At 36.1% G+C, this 18,412-nt stretch carries 16 protein-coding genes; 9 read left to right on the top strand and 7 right to left on the bottom strand.

The features are described 5' to 3' along the window. Nucleotides 1–53: 53 nt before the first annotated feature. Both BN1354_RS08175 and BN1354_RS08180 read left to right on the top strand, forming a co-directional pair. Nucleotides 54–2,429, top strand: coding sequence for an alpha-amylase family glycosyl hydrolase (locus BN1354_RS08175; RefSeq protein ID WP_053827247.1), 2,376 nt, complete (start codon nucleotides 54–56; stop codon nucleotides 2,427–2,429). 163 nt (nucleotides 2,430–2,592) lie between these two features. Continuing rightward, nucleotides 2,593–3,099: a flavodoxin gene (locus BN1354_RS08180; RefSeq protein WP_045088922.1), complete on the top strand. Its 507-nt coding sequence runs from the start codon at nucleotides 2,593–2,595 to the stop codon at nucleotides 3,097–3,099. Nucleotides 3,100–3,115: 16 nt separating this feature from the next. Here the strand turns inward: BN1354_RS08180 and BN1354_RS08185 are convergent, their stop codons facing one another. Next, a complete protein-coding gene (locus BN1354_RS08185; RefSeq protein WP_053826813.1) occupies nucleotides 3,116–4,642 on the bottom strand; it encodes an MFS transporter in 1,527 nt (508 codons plus the stop codon). A 106-nt stretch (nucleotides 4,643–4,748) separates the two neighbouring features. Further along, nucleotides 4,749–5,783 carry a LacI family DNA-binding transcriptional regulator gene (locus BN1354_RS08190; protein ID WP_045088920.1) on the bottom strand — a complete coding sequence of 345 codons (1,035 nt, stop codon included), beginning with the start codon at nucleotides 5,781–5,783 and terminating at the stop codon, nucleotides 4,749–4,751. 208 nt (nucleotides 5,784–5,991) lie between these two features. Here BN1354_RS08190 and BN1354_RS08195 point away from each other — a divergent pair, with 208 nt between their 5' ends. Next, on the top strand, nucleotides 5,992–7,248 hold the full coding sequence (locus tag BN1354_RS08195) for an arginine deiminase (RefSeq protein ID WP_053826814.1): 1,257 nt from the start codon (nucleotides 5,992–5,994) through the stop codon (nucleotides 7,246–7,248). Here BN1354_RS08195 and BN1354_RS08200 read toward each other — a convergent pair whose 3' ends face one another. The 5 genes from BN1354_RS08200 to BN1354_RS08220 all read right to left on the bottom strand — a co-directional run bounded on the left by BN1354_RS08200 (nucleotide 7,249) and on the right by BN1354_RS08220 (nucleotide 11,787). Next, on the bottom strand, nucleotides 7,249–7,938 hold the full coding sequence (locus BN1354_RS08200; protein ID WP_045088918.1) for a YjjG family noncanonical pyrimidine nucleotidase: 690 nt from the start codon (nucleotides 7,936–7,938) through the stop codon (nucleotides 7,249–7,251). Nucleotides 7,939–7,946: 8 nt separating this feature from the next. Then, a complete protein-coding gene (locus BN1354_RS08205) occupies nucleotides 7,947–8,801 on the bottom strand; it encodes a Cbp1 family collagen-binding glycoprotein adhesin (protein ID WP_045088917.1) in 855 nt (284 codons plus the stop codon). 54 nt (nucleotides 8,802–8,855) lie between these two features. After that, the gene (gene rsmI, locus BN1354_RS08210) at nucleotides 8,856–9,527 is read right to left on the bottom strand and encodes a 16S rRNA (cytidine(1402)-2'-O)-methyltransferase (RefSeq protein ID WP_045090757.1); all 672 of its coding nucleotides are present in this window, start codon (nucleotides 9,525–9,527) and stop codon (nucleotides 8,856–8,858) included. A gap of 13 nt (nucleotides 9,528–9,540) precedes the next feature. Continuing rightward, nucleotides 9,541–10,281 (bottom strand): hypothetical protein, encoded by a 741-nt coding sequence (locus tag BN1354_RS08215; protein WP_045088916.1) that lies wholly within the window; start codon nucleotides 10,279–10,281, stop codon nucleotides 9,541–9,543. Between the two features lie 78 nt (nucleotides 10,282–10,359). Next, the gene (locus BN1354_RS08220; protein ID WP_053827248.1) at nucleotides 10,360–11,787 is read right to left on the bottom strand and encodes an ATP-dependent DNA helicase; all 1,428 of its coding nucleotides are present in this window, start codon (nucleotides 11,785–11,787) and stop codon (nucleotides 10,360–10,362) included. 115 nt (nucleotides 11,788–11,902) lie between these two features. On the opposite strand from BN1354_RS08220, the gene BN1354_RS08225 reads away from it, so the two are divergent. The 6 genes from BN1354_RS08225 (at nucleotide 11,903) to BN1354_RS08250 (ending at nucleotide 18,408) form a co-directional block, all read left to right on the top strand. After that, nucleotides 11,903–12,610: a hypothetical protein gene (locus tag BN1354_RS08225; RefSeq protein WP_053826815.1), complete on the top strand. Its 708-nt coding sequence runs from the start codon at nucleotides 11,903–11,905 to the stop codon at nucleotides 12,608–12,610. Nucleotides 12,611–12,631: 21 nt separating this feature from the next. Continuing rightward, complete coding sequence (locus tag BN1354_RS08230; protein ID WP_053826816.1) at nucleotides 12,632–13,447, top strand: DUF3822 family protein; 816 nt, start codon at nucleotides 12,632–12,634, stop codon at nucleotides 13,445–13,447. Next, nucleotides 13,438–13,968 carry an RsmD family RNA methyltransferase gene (locus tag BN1354_RS08235; RefSeq protein WP_045088913.1) on the top strand — a complete coding sequence of 177 codons (531 nt, stop codon included), beginning with the start codon at nucleotides 13,438–13,440 and terminating at the stop codon, nucleotides 13,966–13,968. The genes BN1354_RS08230 and BN1354_RS08235 overlap by 10 nt, the downstream gene beginning before the upstream one ends. A gap of 124 nt (nucleotides 13,969–14,092) precedes the next feature. After that, nucleotides 14,093–16,135, top strand: coding sequence for a TonB-dependent receptor plug domain-containing protein (locus BN1354_RS08240; RefSeq protein ID WP_053826817.1), 2,043 nt, complete (start codon nucleotides 14,093–14,095; stop codon nucleotides 16,133–16,135). A gap of 337 nt (nucleotides 16,136–16,472) precedes the next feature. After that, nucleotides 16,473–17,012, top strand: a complete 540-nt coding sequence (locus tag BN1354_RS08245; RefSeq protein WP_045088911.1) for an RNA polymerase sigma factor — start codon at nucleotides 16,473–16,475, stop codon at nucleotides 17,010–17,012. Between the two features lie 211 nt (nucleotides 17,013–17,223). After that, nucleotides 17,224–18,408, top strand: a complete 1,185-nt coding sequence (locus BN1354_RS08250; RefSeq protein ID WP_045088910.1) for a FecR family protein — start codon at nucleotides 17,224–17,226, stop codon at nucleotides 18,406–18,408. Nucleotides 18,409–18,412: the final 4 nt, after the last annotated feature.

The raw sequence follows: 18,412 nt of genomic DNA on the forward strand, positions 1-18,412 counted from the left end.
ACGTACTGTATAAAACTAAAATGATAATTATGGGTAATATTTATAATTTAAGTATGAAAAAAAGCAGAACAGTACTTACACTACTGCTTATTTCTATCTTCCTTTTTTCTTGTGGTGAGGATCCTGTTATTGTGCCCGATAAGCCAAAACCGGAAGAACCAAAACCAGAAGAGCCTGCAATGTTGAATGACTGGTACTCTTGGCAGCCGGAAAAACCTGATGCAGATGAGGAACTAACAATTTTCTTCAAAGCACCTTCCTCTTCAGAATTATATAATTACACTGGGGAGGTCTACGTACACATAGGAATTGTAAATGAAGGGGTTTGGCAAAATGTACCTGCTGATTGGGATGAAAATATAAGCAAATGTAAAATGAGTCCTGTAGAGGGAGAAAGCAATGCCTGGAGTATCAAGCTTATTCCAACAATAAGAGAATGGTTTGAATCAGAAAATATACCGATTAATAAAATAGGAGTCATTGCCAGAAGTGCTGACGGCAATAAAAAAGGTAATAAAGATGGCGCAGACTTTTTCATCGAGGAAATTACCGATAGTAAGTACAAAGCATTTCAGCCCGCTGCTGTAAAAACCGCATCAATGCCTGCAGGATTAAATCATGGGATAAATATAATCGACAATTCTACAGTAACACTTGTACTTTTTGATAAAGACAAAAATGGCAACAGAAAAGATTTTGCTCATGTAATTGGTGATTTTAACGACTGGACATTGAGCAACGACGAGAAATCTCAAATGTTTCGTGATGAGTCTTCAGGAGTATGGTGGATAACATTATCAAACCTGGATCCGAATAAAGAGTATGCATTTCAATATTACATTGGTAAATCGGGAGGAGAAACATTCAGAGTAGCCGACCCCTATTCTCGTAAAATATTAGATCCTGATAATGATAAATATATATCATCTGCAACATACCCTCATCTGAAACCTTATCCTGAAAAAGCTATTGGTATAGTCTCAGTTTTTCAAACTAAATCAGAGAGTTATAATTGGCAGGTAACTGATTTTGAAATCCCTGATAGAGATAATTTAGTAATCTATGAAATGTTACTTCGTGATTTTTCTGAAACAGGTGATATTAATGGAGCATTAGGAAAACTTGACTACCTTGAGTCACTTGGCGTTAATGCTATTGAACTTATGCCTGTACAGGAGTTTGATGGTAATGACAGCTGGGGATATAATCCTGCATTCTTTTTTGCAATGGATAAAGCTTATGGTACCGACAGGATGTATAAGGAGTTTATAGATGAGTGTCATAAACGTGGGATTGCTGTTATACTTGACGTTGTATATAATCATGCAACAGGTGCAAATCCTTATGCCCGTATGTGGTGGGACACTTCAAATAACAAGACATCTGTTGAAAATCCTTTCTTTAATGTAAATGCTCCTCACCCCTACTCTGTATTCCATGACTTCAACCATGATGCTCAGATTGATGGTAAGTTCATCGTGAGGGATTTTGTAAAACGCAACCTTCTGTTCCTTCTTGAGGAGTATAATATAGACGGTTTCCGTTTTGACCTGACAAAAGGATTTACTCAAAAAAACAGTACTGAATCATCCGCTTCAAACTATGATGCCTCAAGAGTTGCAATATTAAAAGAGTACAACAATGCAATTAAAGAAGTAAATCCAAATGCATATGTTATACTCGAGCACTTTGCCGATGATCGTGAAGAGACAGAGTTAAGTAACGAGGGTATGATGGTATGGAGAAATATGAACTGGCAATATGGCCAGTCTGCCATGGGGTATAAAGATGACTCAGGATTCACCCGTACATATTATGGAACAGTACGACCAACAAACAGTCTGGTAAGCTATATGGAAAGTCATGATGAAGAGAGATTAGCGTACAAGCAGGTTACATGGGGTAACGGAATTATTAAAACCAGTTTGAGTGCGAGAATGTCTCAGCTTGCAACAAACGCAGCCTTTTTCTTTACTGTACCGGGACCTAAGATGGTATGGCAATTTGGTGAACTGGGTTATGATATCTCAATTGATCAAAATGGAAGAACTGGGAAGAAGCCAATAAAGTGGGACTATCTGGAAGTTTCAGAGCGAAACAGCCTTTTAAAAACTTACAGCACTCTGATAAATCTGAGAATGGATCATCCTGAACTGTTTAACTCAACAGCTACTCTTGATTGGAGGGTTACACCTACATTCTGGGAGCAGGGCAGGTTTATCACACTCTCTTCTTTTGGCAGTTCAAAACAGGTGGTTGTGATAGCTAATTTCACAAATGAAGTAATCACTGTTCCATATACATTCCCAAGATATGGTGTCTGGTACAACTATATGGATCAATCAGAAACAATAGATGTAACATCAACAAATTTGAATATTGATGTTCCTGCTAACAGTTTTAAAATTTACAGCACATTTACGGATTAACAAAATCAAAGCCCGTCATGATATCGCATCCTTAGATAAAGTTACACATTATGTGATTTATTTAAGGATGCGATTATTTTATTGGGATTTTTGAAACTTATGTTATCTTTGCGAGTATAACATATAAATATCACAGATTTAAAAATTCTAAAACTTAAATAAAATGAAGTCAATTGCAATCATTTACGGATCAAGTACAGAACACACAAAAGAAGCTGCCGAGAAAATAGCTGAATTACTTGCAGATTATTCTCCTACATTAGCAGACATTTATGATGGCGATGATGAACCATTTAAAACCCACGATGTCCTCATTCTTGGTGTTTCCACATGGGGTGTACAGGATTTGCAGGATGATTGGAATGATTTCTACCCAAAACTAGAACAGATAGATCTATCTGGAAAAACAGTAGCACTCTTTGGAATGGGAGATGCCTCTATCTATCCAAGTTCATTTGTTGATGCCATTGGTATTCTTTATGAGATAGTAGTGAAACAAGGTGCAACAGTAATTGGCCATGTTTCTCCGGAAGGATACGATTTTGAATACTCAAGAGCACTGGTAGATGGTCAGTTTGTCGGCTTACCGCTTGATGACGACTATGAACCGGAGCTTACAGAAGAGCGTATAGTCAATTGGGTTGAACAGCTTAAACCACATCTTTCATAACCGGTTTTATTCTTCATTATCGCTTTAGCTTATAAACATCATCTTTATCCTGGACAATAGATAAACTTAGTGCACCTAATATGAGTGAGCATCCCGCAAGCACTAAGGTTAGTATTACTTGTCCATTAAACAGTTCACGTGTAATAAAACCAAGTATACTTGCAGCAAGTATCTGTGGAATTACAATAAAGAAATTGAATATACCCATATAGGTACCCATCTTATCAGCGGGCAATGAGCCTGTTAATATTGCATATGGCATTGATAGAATGCTTCCCCAGGCAAAACCAACACCTATCATGGGTATTACCAACATATTTGGATCTTTGATAAAAAACAGGGAGATTAATGATACTCCTCCAAAAGCTAAAGCTATTGAGTGAGTGGCTTTACGGCCTATCTGACGAGCAATTACTGGAAGAAGGAAAGCGCTGATTGCTGATACTGCATTATATACGGCAAAAAGGACTCCAACCCAGTTTGCCCCCTGATTATAAAGCAATGATGTGGAATCTGTTGTACCATATATATGTTGTGTAATAGCTGGAGTTGTATAAATCCACAAAGCATAAAATGACAGCCAGGAGAAGAACTGAACAACTGCAAGCTGCCCCATTGTTTTAGGCATATGAAGCAGGTCATTCATTATACCCACCATACCTTGTGGCCGATTGTTGTTCTTGGTAATCAAACCTGAAATTATTAGAATTAAACCAAAGACCAAGAGTAGTCCAGAGATTATATATAATTGACCATTGTCTTCTGCCAGTCTAAATGACTTAATTATAAATGTTGTAGCAATACCTATAAGAGTCCATATTACACCTCTTTTCATAAACTGACCAGAGTTTACAGGGGTCTTAATAACAGTTTTAATACCGGTAGACTTCTCTTTCTCTTCTTCAAAGGCAGCCAGTTCCTCAGGTGAATACTCTTTCGATGTTAAGACTGTATAAAGAACAGAAGCAATAAGTACTACTCCCCCCACATAAAATGAGAGCTTCACAGATTCAGGTATTACACCTTCAGCAGCAGTATTAGATATTCCAAACCAGTTAGTTAATATATAAGGCAACGCTGATGCTATAACTGCACCTGTGCCGATAAAAAAGCTTTGCATAGCAAACCCCATTGTTCTTTGCTCAGACGGGAGGTTATCACCCACAAAGGCTCTGAAAGGTTCCATTGAGATATTGATAGAAGCATCCATTATCCACAACATTCCGGCAGCAATCCATAATGATGGAGAGTTTGGCATTATATAAAGAGCTAACGTAGTAAATATAGCACCTATCATGAAGTATGGCCGGCGACGGCCAAAGCTATTCCAGGTTTTATCACTTAAATGACCAATAATTGGCTGTACAATTAATCCGGTTATAGGTGCAGCTATCCATAATATTGGAATATCCTCAACCCTGGCACCCAGTGTCTCAAAAATACGGCTGACATTAGCATTTTGTAAAGCAAAACCAAACTGTATGCCAAAGAAACCGAAACTCATATTCCATATCTCCCAAAAGGATAATCGTCTTTTTTTCATGTCGCTTAGATTAACTTATTTAAGTACTTATCTACTAAATTCCATCTGATAATTAACAAAAATACAAGGGTTTTTATATTGAGTTGGCAAATAAATCAATGTTATATTAATATCTCTGCGCAATCGATTGCACTGGTTTTGTTGACTCTTTTACTACTAATTCAGTCTTGATTACCCGGCTAACCACTCCCTCTTTTTTTTCTCTTCCTTCAATACGGTTTATAAGAAGTCGCGCAGCCACCTTTCCCATCTCCACACCATACTGGTCTACACTTGTAAGTCTGGGATATGTAACCTCTGTAATATAACTGTTTGTAAAGCCACAGACCGACACCTCTTCAGGCACCATAAAACCTAAACTTTTCGCTATCTGTATACAGTATGCAGCTACCTCATCATTAATACAGAAGAATGCATCAGGAACAGGATCAAGTTTAAGCATCTCAGGAATCACTTTCTTTGCAAGTTCAACAGTATCGCACACCTCTATCAGTTTTTTATCTATAGCTATCTTATGCTTACGCAGTGCATCCTCATACCCCATTCTCCTGTTATTGGATATCGGCATTGAAGGTACGGAGCCTAAAAAAGCAATATTCCTGCACCCGGATTCAATCAGATATTCAACAGCAGTAAATGCTCCTGCATAATCATCAACTACAACCTTATCAGTGTTTATACCTGTACATATACGGTCGAAAAAAAGGAGATGCACATTATTATCTAATATTTCCTGAAAATGGTCATACTTTACTGTTGTTTTGGACTGAGAAACCAATATACCACAAACTCTTGCATCAAGTAGTGTTTCCACACATTTTACCTCCCTCTCATAATCTTCATTTGAGTGTGATATTAGGAGATTATACCCTTCGCTCTCGGTTTCTTGCTGAATTCCATCGAGCACTGTTGAAAAAAAATAGTGAACAATTTCAGGGACAATTACACCAATTGTGTTGTTTTTATTAGTACGCAGCTGTAATGCCAGTCTGTTTGGTTTATATTTATGCGCCTCGGCATAATCTTTTACAATTTTGCGAGTTTTTTTACTAATAGCAGGATGGTCACGCATTGCCCGTGAAACAGTAGATGGCGATAAATTAAGTGCTTTTGCTATATCTTTTAAGGTAATTTGTGCCATTATTAAGGTGACTCACGATTTAAATTTAATAACTCCTACTTTTTAAACTCAATATCAGTTTCTGATAAGAAAATGATATTATCAAAAATAGGAATAAAAAAAGTAAATATCAACCTATTTAAAAAATATCTGGTGTTTTGGGAAAAACCTCCACGTCAAATCAGATTAAATTTATATTTTTGTTTATAATCATTTCTATCCTATCAATATGACAGAATCCAAAATAACCTTGAATGTACAGTCCGAGGTAGGCAAACTCGAAGCTGTATTATTACACTATCCGGGACCCGAAGTAGAGAACATGACCCCACGAAATGCCGAAAGAGCGTTATATAGTGATATTCTCAACTTATCTATAGCTCAAAAGGAGTATGATCAATTACATGGGGTGCTGAGTAAGACTTCCAGAGTATATGAGGTATCTGACTTGCTTACTAAAGTACTTGAGAATGACATTCTTAAGGAACAACTTATACAAAAAATAGGTGAAATGGAGCAGGTTCCCGGGTATATCGACTACCTCATGAAACTATCTCCCCGAAACTTGTCCAAAATATTAATAGAGGGATTACCAATAAATATAAATACACTTACCGACTATCTGCGTGAAGAGTATTACGCATTAAAGCCTCTTTACAATTTCTACTTTACAAGAGATGCCAGTGTAGTAATTGGTAACAATGCAATGGTATGTAAAATGGCAAATAGTGTTAGAATGCGTGAGTCACTTATTATGAATGCAATTTTTAAAAGTGGACTTTTCTTCGACTCTAATCTGTTTAATATATATGATATTTCAGATAACAATCCTTCCGTGAAAGTAGAGGGAGGAGATATACTCGTTATAAGAGATGATATACTGCTAATTGGTAATGGCTCGAGGACTAGCTCACAAGGAATTGACCTCATAGTAGAGGAGTTTTGTAAAACCGGTAGTGGTAAAAAACATGTAATAGTGCAACAGCTGCCCGAATCTCCCGAATCATTTATTCACCTGGATATGGTATTTACTATGCTCGATACTAACACCGCCATGGTATATAAACCTTTAATTATGAACAGCTCACCCTACCAAACGGTGTATATGCAGATTGAAGATGGAAAAGTTGTCAAAATTTCTTCTTCAGGAGGTATACTAAACTCACTCAGGAAACTTGGTGTTGATCTGGAACCGGTAGTTTGTGGTGGTAAAGCCGATGAGTGGGATCAGGAGAGAGAACAATGGCATAGTGGAGCAAATTTCCTGGCAATAGCTCCCGGTAAGGTGATATCATATGCACGTAACATTCATACTTTGGAGGAGTTAAGCAAGAATGGTTTTGAAATTGTCACAGCACAAGATGTTATAAATGAGAAGTACAATCTCGATACACTATCAAAGTGCGTTATCACAATTGAAGGATCCGAATTACCTCGCGGTGGAGGTGGTCCCCGATGCATGACTATGCCACTTCGACGCAGTTAATCAGAGAATTTCAATAATTTTCAAAAGTGAATCTACTGTATATGTAGGTTCAAATCCATCAGGATTTAAATGTGCAGGATTGAACCATATCTGGTCAATCCTGCTATTTTTTGCACCAACAATATCAGCTTCCCAGCTATCACCTATCATTATTGTTTTATTACGCTTCGAGTTGGTGTTTTTAAGTGCATATGTAAACATCCCTTCGTGAGGCTTATTTATATTTGCATCTTCAGATAGGATTATTTTATCAAAGTACTTTCTCAAGCCTGAGTTTTCTATTTTTTTATATTGTACCTCTCTGAATCCATTCGATAGAATATGCATTTTATATCTTGGTTTCAAATACTCTAATAGTTCAATGGTACCATCAACCAACCTGGTCTTCCTGGTTGTCCTTTCAAGAAAATCATCACTGAGATTTTTAGCATATTCCGGATCATCAATTCCAAACTCCCTTACAGGAGCCAGAAATCTTTCAACGATTAGTTCTTCTTTTTTGATCACTCCCTGCCGATAGAGTCCCCACAGATAATTATTACTGGGCATATAAACCTTGTAGTAATCCTCAAATGTTGGGTAATATTTTGAGTACCCATAGTCATGATAAACCTCTTCCAGACACTCCTTGCCATTAAGATGAATATCCCAAAGCGTATCGTCCAGATCAATAAATAAACTCTCGTACATTCAACTGATCAGCTAACTTCTATGATTAGATATTTTGTAAGACTCCAGAATCTCTGAGTATCTGTTATATGAAAAATCAGATTCCCATCACTACCGTTTACAAACTCATATGTTCCTTCGGGATGGGTAGACCATAATTTTCCTTTCTTAGAGTATAAAGGTATCTCTTTAACTTCACGAATGTCGATCTGCAGAAAATAATCTTTATTAAATGTATCCTGCATTACACGAGTAGCCTGAAGAAAACCTCCTGAAAGAATTTTTTGATTTTTAAGTTCATTTGCTGTACCAAATACATAATAGGCAGTGTTTAGTGATCTATCCTGCTCCTGAATAGTAATCATCTGCTGTTCTGTCTCAAGTGCCAGAGAGGTTATATCCTGCGATAGCTGAGCAATCTGCTCATCCTTCAATGCCAGCTCATTTTGAAGTTCAGCCAATCTGCCTGAGCTCTCCTGCATTTCACGATTGAGTCTGCTGATTGTATTTTTTAAAGCAGCTACTTCTTTATTACTACTGCTATATTTTTTATTAAGTTCTTCCAACTGTACTTTATTACGTTGCAAGATCTCACTGATCATCTTAAAGTTATCAGCTACACGCTGTTTAGTATCCTGACTCATCTCTCCAGCTTGTGAAGATTGAGTAGAAATATATTTCTCAGCTTCTCTTATCTTTTCAAAATTTGCCTCAACATCACTAATTACTGACATCATTTCTGCAGCTTCTCTTTCTGAATCTGACGATTGCATCAAAAGAGAGTCGCGTTGTGCCTGCAATTCCTTATATTCTTTTGACTCCTTCACATTTGTACATGAAACAATTAGTCCCATCACAAGAAACAAAATCCATATTTTTTTCATAAATTATAATATTAATATTTTACAATTATAAAAAATTCTCTCTACTGTTATATATCAATCCTTACCTTTAACTATTATAACAAACTCACCCCTCGGTTCGTTTTCTTTAAAATGATTTGTTAATTCTTCAAGTGTTCCTCTAACTGTCTCGGCATACATTTTGGATATCTCCCTTGAAACAGATGCGTATCTATCATTTCCCATATTTTCAGCAAGTTGAGAAAGTGTTTTGATAACTCTGTACGGAGATTCGTAAAAAATCATAGTTCTCGTTTCTTCAGAGAGCAGTTTAAGTCGTGTTTGTCTCCCTTTTTTCTGAGGAAGAAACCCTTCAAAGCAAAAGCGATCATTAGGCAGACCTGATTCAACCAGGGCTGGCACAAAAGCAGTTGCTCCCGGAAGGCATTCAACTTCTACTCCTGCAGTAATACAATCCCTTACTAGAAGATATCCGGGATCAGAAATAGCTGGAGTTCCTGCATCTGAGATTAATGCAAACACCTCTCCCGATTTCATTCTCTCCACTAAATGAGCTGTAGTCTTATGCTCATTAAATTTATGATATGACTGCATGCGTGTCTCAATACCATAATGTTTGATCAGTACACTACTGGTCCGTGTATCCTCAGCCAAAATAACATCACACTCTTTAAGCACCTTAATTGCTCTAAGAGTAATATCTTCCAGATTTCCTACAGGAGTGGGTACAACATACAGTTTTCCCATCTTAATCATTGATTTACTTAAACCCTTTTCTAACAATCAAAAGAAAATCAGCTACAGTTGGATTGTCAATATCAGCTGAAACATTTTCTCTGATATAATTCTCAGCCTCCTCGTATGATTCTAGTTCGCTAAGTTTTTCTAAAGTACTGTTCATTTTATGTCGATCATTACCAAACAACTCACGTTGGAAAATAAATCTGTCATTGAGACTAATTCCTCTCTTAATGTCGACCACAGCCGGAACTGTCTTTATTATATCATTTATTGATTTGGAGCTATTACTTGTCTCAATTATATTCTTAACTACCTTTGTTTCTTTTACTTCACTTTTTTCTTGAATTTTTTCAACTGGTAAATCAGATTCCTTTTTATTAAAATAGTTAACATCCTGACTATATGGATTCCTGTATTCGGGCAATTCTATTCTTTGCGCATGAATATTACCAGTTCTGCCCTCTTTCTCAATCTCTTTATCAAATTCTTTTTCTTTCTCTTTCTCCAGAGCCGCTTCCTGCTCCTTTTGCTCCTTACCGGAAAGTACAACAACCAAGCGTTCCATTTGACCCTTCAAGTCATCTATCTGCATAAACTCAAGGTTATGCAGCAATTCATTAATTTTCTGAGTCTTTATAAATGATTCTTTGAAAAAGGTAAACGGGAGATTGCCGCTTTTACTGACCTCCATAACATTCTCTTGCAAAGATCTTATCTCACTAAGAAGCCGTTCAATATAAAATGATTTATTCTCAGACATCTGACATTAATTTATTTAATGATACTCAATAGCATACAATTATGTAAATTGCTCATTCCATGAAACACACAAAAGTAATCATATTTTAGAAAGCTCAACAAAATCATCAGGTAAATTCACAAGATATAACGTTTGAGTTGCCCTTGTAACCGAAGTATATAACCATCTGTAAAAGCTTTCACCAAGATATGATTCCTGTATATATCCTATATCCAAAAAAACATTTTTCCATTCACCGCCCTGTGCTTTATGACAGGTAACTGCATATCCATATTTTGTTTGGAGGGCATTAAAATAAGGATCTTCTTTTACCTTCTTATATCTGAGTCGTTTCTGAGAAATATCACTATAATCCTCCATTACATTAGTGAAAAGCTGATTATTCTGCTCTGATGTTAATCCCGGCACTTCTGTATGTAAAACATCTAAATTTATCTTGGCTTCAAATTCGATATCATATTCACGATGATACAAAACAACATTGCAGAACCTGAAACCATACAACTCCTCCTGATCTCTTACACGTTCAACTTCTACAAACTCTCCATTGGCAAGAAAGTCAAGATGTTCATACTCTTCAATCCAGAAATAGTTGTTTTTGGTAATCATGAGAATATCACCTGTTGAGAGCTCTTCTTCACGAAATAAAACAGTATTCCTTATCCCATTATTATATGCGTTTACACGCTTATTGGAACGGGAAATTATAATAGTTTCCTCTATTCCGTCACGTGAATAAGCATCTGATATCTCGTAAATCAGATCTTTACCTGTAATTCTTTTAACATCTGCAAAACCTTCAATTTTAAGCTTTGGAAAAACATCAGTTGCTTGCATTGCCAGTGAGTCTCTCAAATAAGTTGCGTTGTGGAGAATTCCTGACTCGATCTCCTGCCTCACAATATCTGTAAGATTAGCTTCCGTAACATGCAATGAATATGATTTCAGAACCTCTGTATCGAGAGCGGGACTAAACTCCTGTTTAACAGGCGGTAACTGGGCATCATCGCCAATCAAAAGGATCCTGCAGCCTTCTGCAGAATAAACATACTCGATAAGGTCATCAAGTAATCTTCCTGTTCCAAATACCGAAAAATCAGGGGATTCATTATTAATCATTGATGCCTCATCAACTATAAATAGCGTATGTTTATGCAGATTCTCCGACAAGGTAAACTGCATTGTCCCTTCAGACATCTTTTGCTGTCTGTAGATCTTTTTGTGTATTGTATATGCCTTCTGTGCTGCATAACCTGAAAACACTTTCGCAGCTCTGCCTGTAGGAGCCAGTAAAACAGTTTTTTGGTTAAATTGGGACATTGTTCTAACAAGACTACCGATTAATGATGATTTACCCGTACCGGCATATCCGGTAAGTAAAAAAATGTGGTCGCCATCATTTGAAAAAAGAAATGCTGTAAGCTTTTCTAAAGCATGGATCTGGTCACTCGTAAAGTTGTATGGGAAATTTTCATTGATTTTCTCAATAAAAAAGCTATTTATCATTTTTTGTGGTAATTTTTCCAGTAAAAGTAGCATAATTATCATTCTTTTTCTAAATTTGTAGTCTAAAATCAAAAAATCAATATTAAAACAGTATAAATTAAAAAAAGAAAAGTCCATGAAAGTTGTAATGAGAGTGCTTTTAGCAATAGCCATTGTTCTTTTAGCTTGGGTAAGTTGGAAAAGTATCCAGGGTCCAATTGATTTCAATGCTGAAGTTGCAAAACGAGATCAGGCAGTTATCCAGCGCTTAATGGATATCCGAACAGCACAAGTTGCTTTACGCTCACAGACAGGCTCATACACCGCTAGTTTTGATACACTTATAAATTTTATCAAAACTGGTAAGATTGCTACACTCGTTAGAGAAGGAGACCTTACTGAGTCTCAATTAGAATCAGGAATGACAGAAGTAAAGGCAATGGAAATTATCAGAACTGGAAATGAAGCAAAAATAAAAGAAGCCGGTTTATGGGATAACGAAAAGAATGCCCCTCAGTTAGTCAGAGACTCAATTTTCTCTCCCGCAGTTGAAGTTCTCTATCCAAATCGCACTAATTTTTATCCCGATTCAATTAAATTTGTTCCGTATGCTCCTGCAGGTACAACTTTCCAGATGGGTGTAGATTCACTTATTACAGCTTCAGGCTACCCAATTCAGGTATTTGAAGCAAAAACTCCATACACTGATTATTTAGGAGACCTTGACAAGAAATTACTTGGACAGAAAATTCAAGAAGTTCTTGATCGCCCGGGCAAGAGATTCCCAGGTATGCAGGTAGGTTCACTTGAAGTTGCTAACAATAACGCAGGTAACTGGGAATAATTAGTTATGATTGACTGATTTATGTTTCTACCGGAGAATATAGATTTAGCAAATTCAGAGAAATATAGATTATCCATTCGGTTATCACCGAATGGATTTTCTTTTTATTTTCATTCCTCTGAGAACCCCGATATATTTCACTTTCAGAAAACTGATTTAAGTAATAAGTTATCATATATTGATAACATCAAGAAGATAATATTTGATCAGGGATTCTTCAGCAGTCCTTTCAATAAAACCACAGTTATACTTGTTTCTCCCCATTACACTATCGTACCTAAACCCTATTTCGATGAGAGAAAAAGTAAGGATATTATGGATTTCAATTTCCATAATCTAAAAGGTACAATACTTCATAACTCTTCAGAATCTGATAAGTTATCTGTATTGTTTAACATGGACGAGGATGTGCATTCTTTTCTTACAAGACATTTAAGTAATCCTGAGTTTAAACATCACACATCGTCACTTCTATGTTTTTTTAACACATACAAACAGAAAGAAAATCAAAAAAAGTGCTTTGTAGACTTTCATGATGGCTTTGTTTCGATATACAGCTATCTTGAAGATAAGCTTCTATCAGCATTAACATTTCCCGCTAATAGCAAACAGGATATAACTTATTATATTGCGAGCATCTGGGAAAAACAGTCGTTCGACCAAACCAAAGATTGCCTCTATTTATGTGGTGAGATCGATTCACACTTATCAGTTATAAGCGATCTGAAGAGATTAATAAACAATGTTGAAAGAGTGGAGTTGAAACCGAAAGCAAAAATTTCGGCTGAAGAGATGCGAGTATTACCAACTGATGTAATTGCTTCCTTATGCGTATAATAAGCGGAAAATATAAATCAAGAAGGATTCAGGTACCCACTAATCTTAAAGCGAGACCAACAACCGACTTTGCAAAAGAGGGCCTTTTCAACGTTCTCAATAATTATATTGATTGGGATGATACATCTGCACTTGACCTGTTCTCAGGTACAGGGAGTATAGCACTAGAGCTTGTTTCAAGAGGATGCAGCCGCGTTGTTTCTGTTGAATCAGAGCAGCTTCACTGGCGATTTATAACAATTGCAAAGGAAAAACTTGAAGCAAGTGAACTATATCCATTAAAAGCCGATGTTTTCAAATTTTTAATTTCATGCAGAGAACAGTTTGATCTGATATTTGCTGACCCCCCTTATGATTTAAAAGAGGTTGACACAATACCCGATCTTATATTAGATAAAAATCTTCTCAAACCTGATGGTCTTCTGATATTGGAACATTCAAAATCTCACGATTTCACAATGCATCCCCGATTCAACAGAGAGCTAAAATATGGCAGTGTTCACTTTTCATTTTTCATCTGAAACTGCTGAAGCTCTTACTCTTATCACTTCCTGTCATTGCTATTCCTTTTTAAACGGTATACAATTACAAGCTGGTCTCATTATTAATTTCTATTTTTGCACTTCGTTATTAATAATATAAAATATGGATAAAAAGCAATTTAAAGAGACTAAAGCATTTCGGTTCAAACGATTCGCACGAAAGTCATACAGTATATTCAACAGTATACATAAGGTGGTAACCATCGGTGTATTATCGGGTTGTACACTTATGTCTGCTCATGCAGCATCAATTGATCCGGTTGAACAGATTTTTATTAAGACCGACTCAGAGTCTATCCCTCCAACTGAACTTGATGAAGTTGTGGTCACCGCTTCCAAAGTAGCTTTGCCAATAAATATGGCTGCAAAGCAGGTGACAGTCATAACAAGCAAAGAGATTGAGCGTGCACCGGTCAGGAGTATTGAAGATCTATTAAATTATGTAGCAGGTATTGATATACTGCAACGCGGACCGCACGGCGTACAGGCGGACATATCCCTCAGAGGTGGTACTTTTGACCAGACAGCTATCCTGTTAAACGGTGTTAACCTAACAAATCCTCACACAGGACATTACAATTTCGACATTCCAATTAACCTTTCAGATATTGAACGAATAGAGATAGTTCAAGGCCCATCCTCCCTTGTTTATGGAGCAAGTGCATTTTCCGGCGGGGTTAACATTATAACAAAGAAAGATAATGAGTCGGGCTTCTACACAAAACTGGAAGGTGGAATGCATGGAATGTTTGGAGCTGACGTCAGAGGCTCTTTCGCAAATGATAAATCCACACATTCACTCTCTGCAGGATATAAGAGATCGGCAGGTTATATCCCAAACAGTGATTACAATATTTACAATCTCTTGTGGCAGAGCAGATTTAAAGTCAATGGCACCAATATTGATTTTCAGTCGGGACTGAATGATAAAGCATATGGAGCAAACACATTTTATACAGCTGCATATCCCAATCAGTATGATGATACGCAGGGTCTGTTTTTTTCAGTAAAGGGAGAAAGCAGTGGTAAAATCAAAATCACCCCTCACATCTATTGGAGCAGACATTATGATGAATTTCAACTTATTAGGGAAGGCACACCCGATGTTCCCGCATGGTATACTGATCACAATTATCACAGAAGTGATGTTTTCGGTATGAATTTACATCTGCAGTATGCATCACAACTGGGTATCACAAGCTTTGGTGGTGAGTTCAGGAATGAAGGCATATTAAGTAATGTCCTTGGAAATACAATTGATAACCCTATAGGTAAGTACTCTAAATCGGATAACAGGACAAACATTAGTTATTTTGCTGAGCATAATTTTATACTCGATCGCGTAACTTTCTCGTTGGGTGGATTAATTAACTACAATACAGCAGTAACTGATAAATTTGAGTTCTATCCGGCAATAAACGGATCGTTCAGAGTTAATGACAAGCTGAATCTGTATGGTTCATGGAACAGGGCAAGTCGAATGCCAACATTCACCGATCTCTATTATACAACTGCTACTCACATCGGAAACAGCAACCTTGAGTCGGAACTTTCCGAAGCATTTGAAGTTGGAGCTAAGCTCAATAATTATCTGATTAGCGGATCAATTGCCATTTTTTATATGGAGGGAAAGAATATGATCGACTGGGTGAAACCATCGCCCGATGCATTGTGGGAGTCAACTAACCATACTCAGATAAACAAAAAGGGTATGGATTTAAACCTTACATTAAATATTAAGAATTGGTTTGGAATTAATCAGCCTATGAATTCTTTAAATGCGGGACTAATGCTTCTTGATCAGGAGAGAGCAGATGATGAACTTATATCTAACTATATATTGAATCATTTGCGTCATAAACTGACAGTGGGATTACATCACGATCTGATAAAAAATTTATCAGTGGCATGGAATTTTAGATGGCAGAAGAGAAACGGTTCATATGTTAGTTATATCGATCTACAGCCGGGTGAAAGAGTTGATTATGCTCCTTTTTCTATTCTGGATGTCCAAGCAAATTATAAACTTAATAATATTGATCTATTCATTAATGCGAATAATATATTCAACACTAAGTATGTAGATTTAGGTAATATTCCTCAACCCGGATTCTGGTTATCCGGCGGAGCTGCAATAAAACTGTAATAAACCATATTCAGTTTTTCATATATATAGTCCCCTTGAAAAATAAAAAATCATTTCAAGGGGATTTATCAATATTAAGGATCTATAACGTTAAAGGATGTGCTGTTTTTAATTTACAGTAAATTGATTTAAGTATAAACCTATTTCAGGACTAGACAATATCCTCGCCCAATGATCGCTTATAGATGACTTATACATACCTTATATATGGATAAGGTATGTATAAGTCATCTTCGGACATGGTTGATCTGATCTACCCATGAATCAGCTCCATTTTATACTTTGAATTTATTTTGCTTAATTTGTATAACTAACAATTTGATTCTATACAGAACAAGTGAATGACTCATCGAATCTGACAAAATTATATAATCTGTATGTGAACGACCTGTTCACATATGGTGTATACCTTGGTTTTGATAGAGAAGTTGTGAAAGATGCGATTCATGATGTTTTTGAGAAAATTTCAACTAAAAGTAAGACTCTTGAAGAGATTACTAATATTAAGTTCTACCTGTTCAGGTCATTGAAAAACAGACTTTATGATATTCAAAGAGGAAATAAGAATCAAATAGGATTAGAAGGAATAGTTGCAGAGGATTCCAAGTCTTTCCAGATAAATGTAAACATAGAGGATCATTTTATTGAAGAGGAGGAGAGAATAGAGATAAAGAAAGAGATAGAGGAGATGCTTAACTCTCTGACTGACAAACAACGTGAGATAATTTATCTTAGATATGTTCAGGAATATGACTATAAACAGATATCTGAACTACTGGACATTAATATTCACAGCTGCAGAAAACTTGTTTCTAAAGCAATAAGCACACTTCGGAAAAAATATGGAGTTATGGTATTGCTTCTTCTTATACATTAATGCCATAATCGGGTTATGAAAACAATTTTTATTTAGCGATACACTCATACTGCTGGAAACCACCGACTTGAGTAATTTTCAGATCTACCCGATTGTTAAATTTACAAGATTTTTTGAAAAAGAGGGGATAATTATATTATATAATCGTCTCTTATGGGAGTATGTACATTGAGTATATTCTCCTTTATTTATATATTTTAGATATAAAACGATGAAAAATATTACTTATTCTGATCTATTACATGATATAAAATTCATACGCTGGCAGTTAGTCCCGGATGAACAACTTGATAACTATTGGAAAGAACTTATTGAGTTAAACCCGGGACTGGATAAAGAGATACAAAAAGCCGCCTTATATCTGAAAAGTGATGGATTGAACAAGAGTTTACTAGGCTCAAATGAGCAAGAGGAACTTTTAAATAGAATACAGACTACTATTCATAATAAAAAAAGAACCAGGATTGGCCGACGACTTATAGCATCTGTTGCTACCTCTGCTGCCTGTGCAGTGTTAATTATACTGTTTACTATGTTATTTAAAGACAATGACACAGAATCAGAGTTTAATGGAGGCATGATTGTGGGTGAGTTGCTTAATAGTGAAGATGTGCAGCTTGTAACAAATAACAATACAATTTCATTTAATGATAACATAGAGATTTCCCTGGATGAGAAAGGAACAGCTCAGATAAATCAGAGAAATAAAGAGATAAAAAAGATTGAGTTAAAGAGAAATGATCTGAACTCTTTGATCATTCCTTTTGGCAAAAGATCAGACCTGATACTGGCCGATGGTACTAAAATATGGCTTAATTCAGGTACAGTTCTTGAATTCCCTGCACAATTCGATGAAAATGAACGTGTAATTAATTTAAAATCAGGTGAGATCTACCTGGAAGTAAAGCATGATGACAATAAACCTTTTTATGTTATAACACAAGACATTAGAGTGGAAGTGCATGGCACCTCTTTTAATGTAACTTCATACGATAACTTAAACTCAACAGTGATACTGGTTGAAGGGCATGTTTCATTAAGAAAGAATGGAGTAAATAGATCAGTGTCATTATATCCCAATGAGTTAGCGGTATATAACTCTGAATCACTGGAATTTGATAAAAAGGAGGTTAATGTAGAGGATTACACAAGCTGGAAAGATGGTTATCTGTCACTAAATAAAACACCTATGACAGAGGTATTGAAAAGGATTAGCAGGTATTACAACTTATCATTTAACTATGACAACAGTGTGGAATTACAGAATAGAAGTTGTACTGGCAAGATTCAGCTTTCGGAGAATCTTGAAAATGTAATGACAACTATCTCTCTGCTAACATCAACAAGCTACGAAATTGAAAATAATCGCATATATATTACCAATGAAAGTAAATAAAATT

The sequence above is a fragment of the Lascolabacillus massiliensis genome, assembly GCF_001282625.1.
In the GTDB taxonomy this organism is placed as follows: domain Bacteria; phylum Bacteroidota; class Bacteroidia; order Bacteroidales; family Dysgonomonadaceae; genus Proteiniphilum; species Proteiniphilum massiliensis.

Bases quoted from the DNA above. Each gene is read 5' to 3' on its own strand.
- BN1354_RS08225 (WP_053826815.1), top strand. From the start codon at position 11,903: ATGAAAGTTGTAATGAGAGTGCTTTTAGCAATAGCCATTGTTCTTTTA.
- BN1354_RS08200 (WP_045088918.1), bottom strand. From the start codon at position 7,938: ATGTACGAGAGTTTATTTATTGATCTGGACGATACGCTTTGGGATATT.
- BN1354_RS08180 (WP_045088922.1), top strand. From the start codon at position 2,593: ATGAAGTCAATTGCAATCATTTACGGATCAAGTACAGAACACACAAAA.
- BN1354_RS08175 (WP_053827247.1), top strand. From the start codon at position 54: ATGAAAAAAAGCAGAACAGTACTTACACTACTGCTTATTTCTATCTTC.
- BN1354_RS08195 (WP_053826814.1), top strand. From the start codon at position 5,992: ATGACAGAATCCAAAATAACCTTGAATGTACAGTCCGAGGTAGGCAAA.
- BN1354_RS08215 (WP_045088916.1), bottom strand. From the start codon at position 10,281: ATGTCTGAGAATAAATCATTTTATATTGAACGGCTTCTTAGTGAGATA.
- BN1354_RS08185 (WP_053826813.1), bottom strand. From the start codon at position 4,642: ATGAAAAAAAGACGATTATCCTTTTGGGAGATATGGAATATGAGTTTC.
- BN1354_RS08220 (WP_053827248.1), bottom strand. From the start codon at position 11,787: ATGATAAATAGCTTTTTTATTGAGAAAATCAATGAAAATTTCCCATAC.
- BN1354_RS08190 (WP_045088920.1), bottom strand. From the start codon at position 5,783: ATGGCACAAATTACCTTAAAAGATATAGCAAAAGCACTTAATTTATCG.
- BN1354_RS08235 (WP_045088913.1), top strand. From the start codon at position 13,438: ATGCGTATAATAAGCGGAAAATATAAATCAAGAAGGATTCAGGTACCC.
- BN1354_RS08230 (WP_053826816.1), top strand. From the start codon at position 12,632: ATGTTTCTACCGGAGAATATAGATTTAGCAAATTCAGAGAAATATAGA.
- rsmI (WP_045090757.1), bottom strand. From the start codon at position 9,527: ATGGGAAAACTGTATGTTGTACCCACTCCTGTAGGAAATCTGGAAGAT.
- BN1354_RS08250 (WP_045088910.1), top strand. From the start codon at position 17,224: ATGAAAAATATTACTTATTCTGATCTATTACATGATATAAAATTCATA.
- BN1354_RS08240 (WP_053826817.1), top strand. From the start codon at position 14,093: ATGGATAAAAAGCAATTTAAAGAGACTAAAGCATTTCGGTTCAAACGA.
- BN1354_RS08205 (WP_045088917.1), bottom strand. From the start codon at position 8,801: ATGAAAAAAATATGGATTTTGTTTCTTGTGATGGGACTAATTGTTTCA.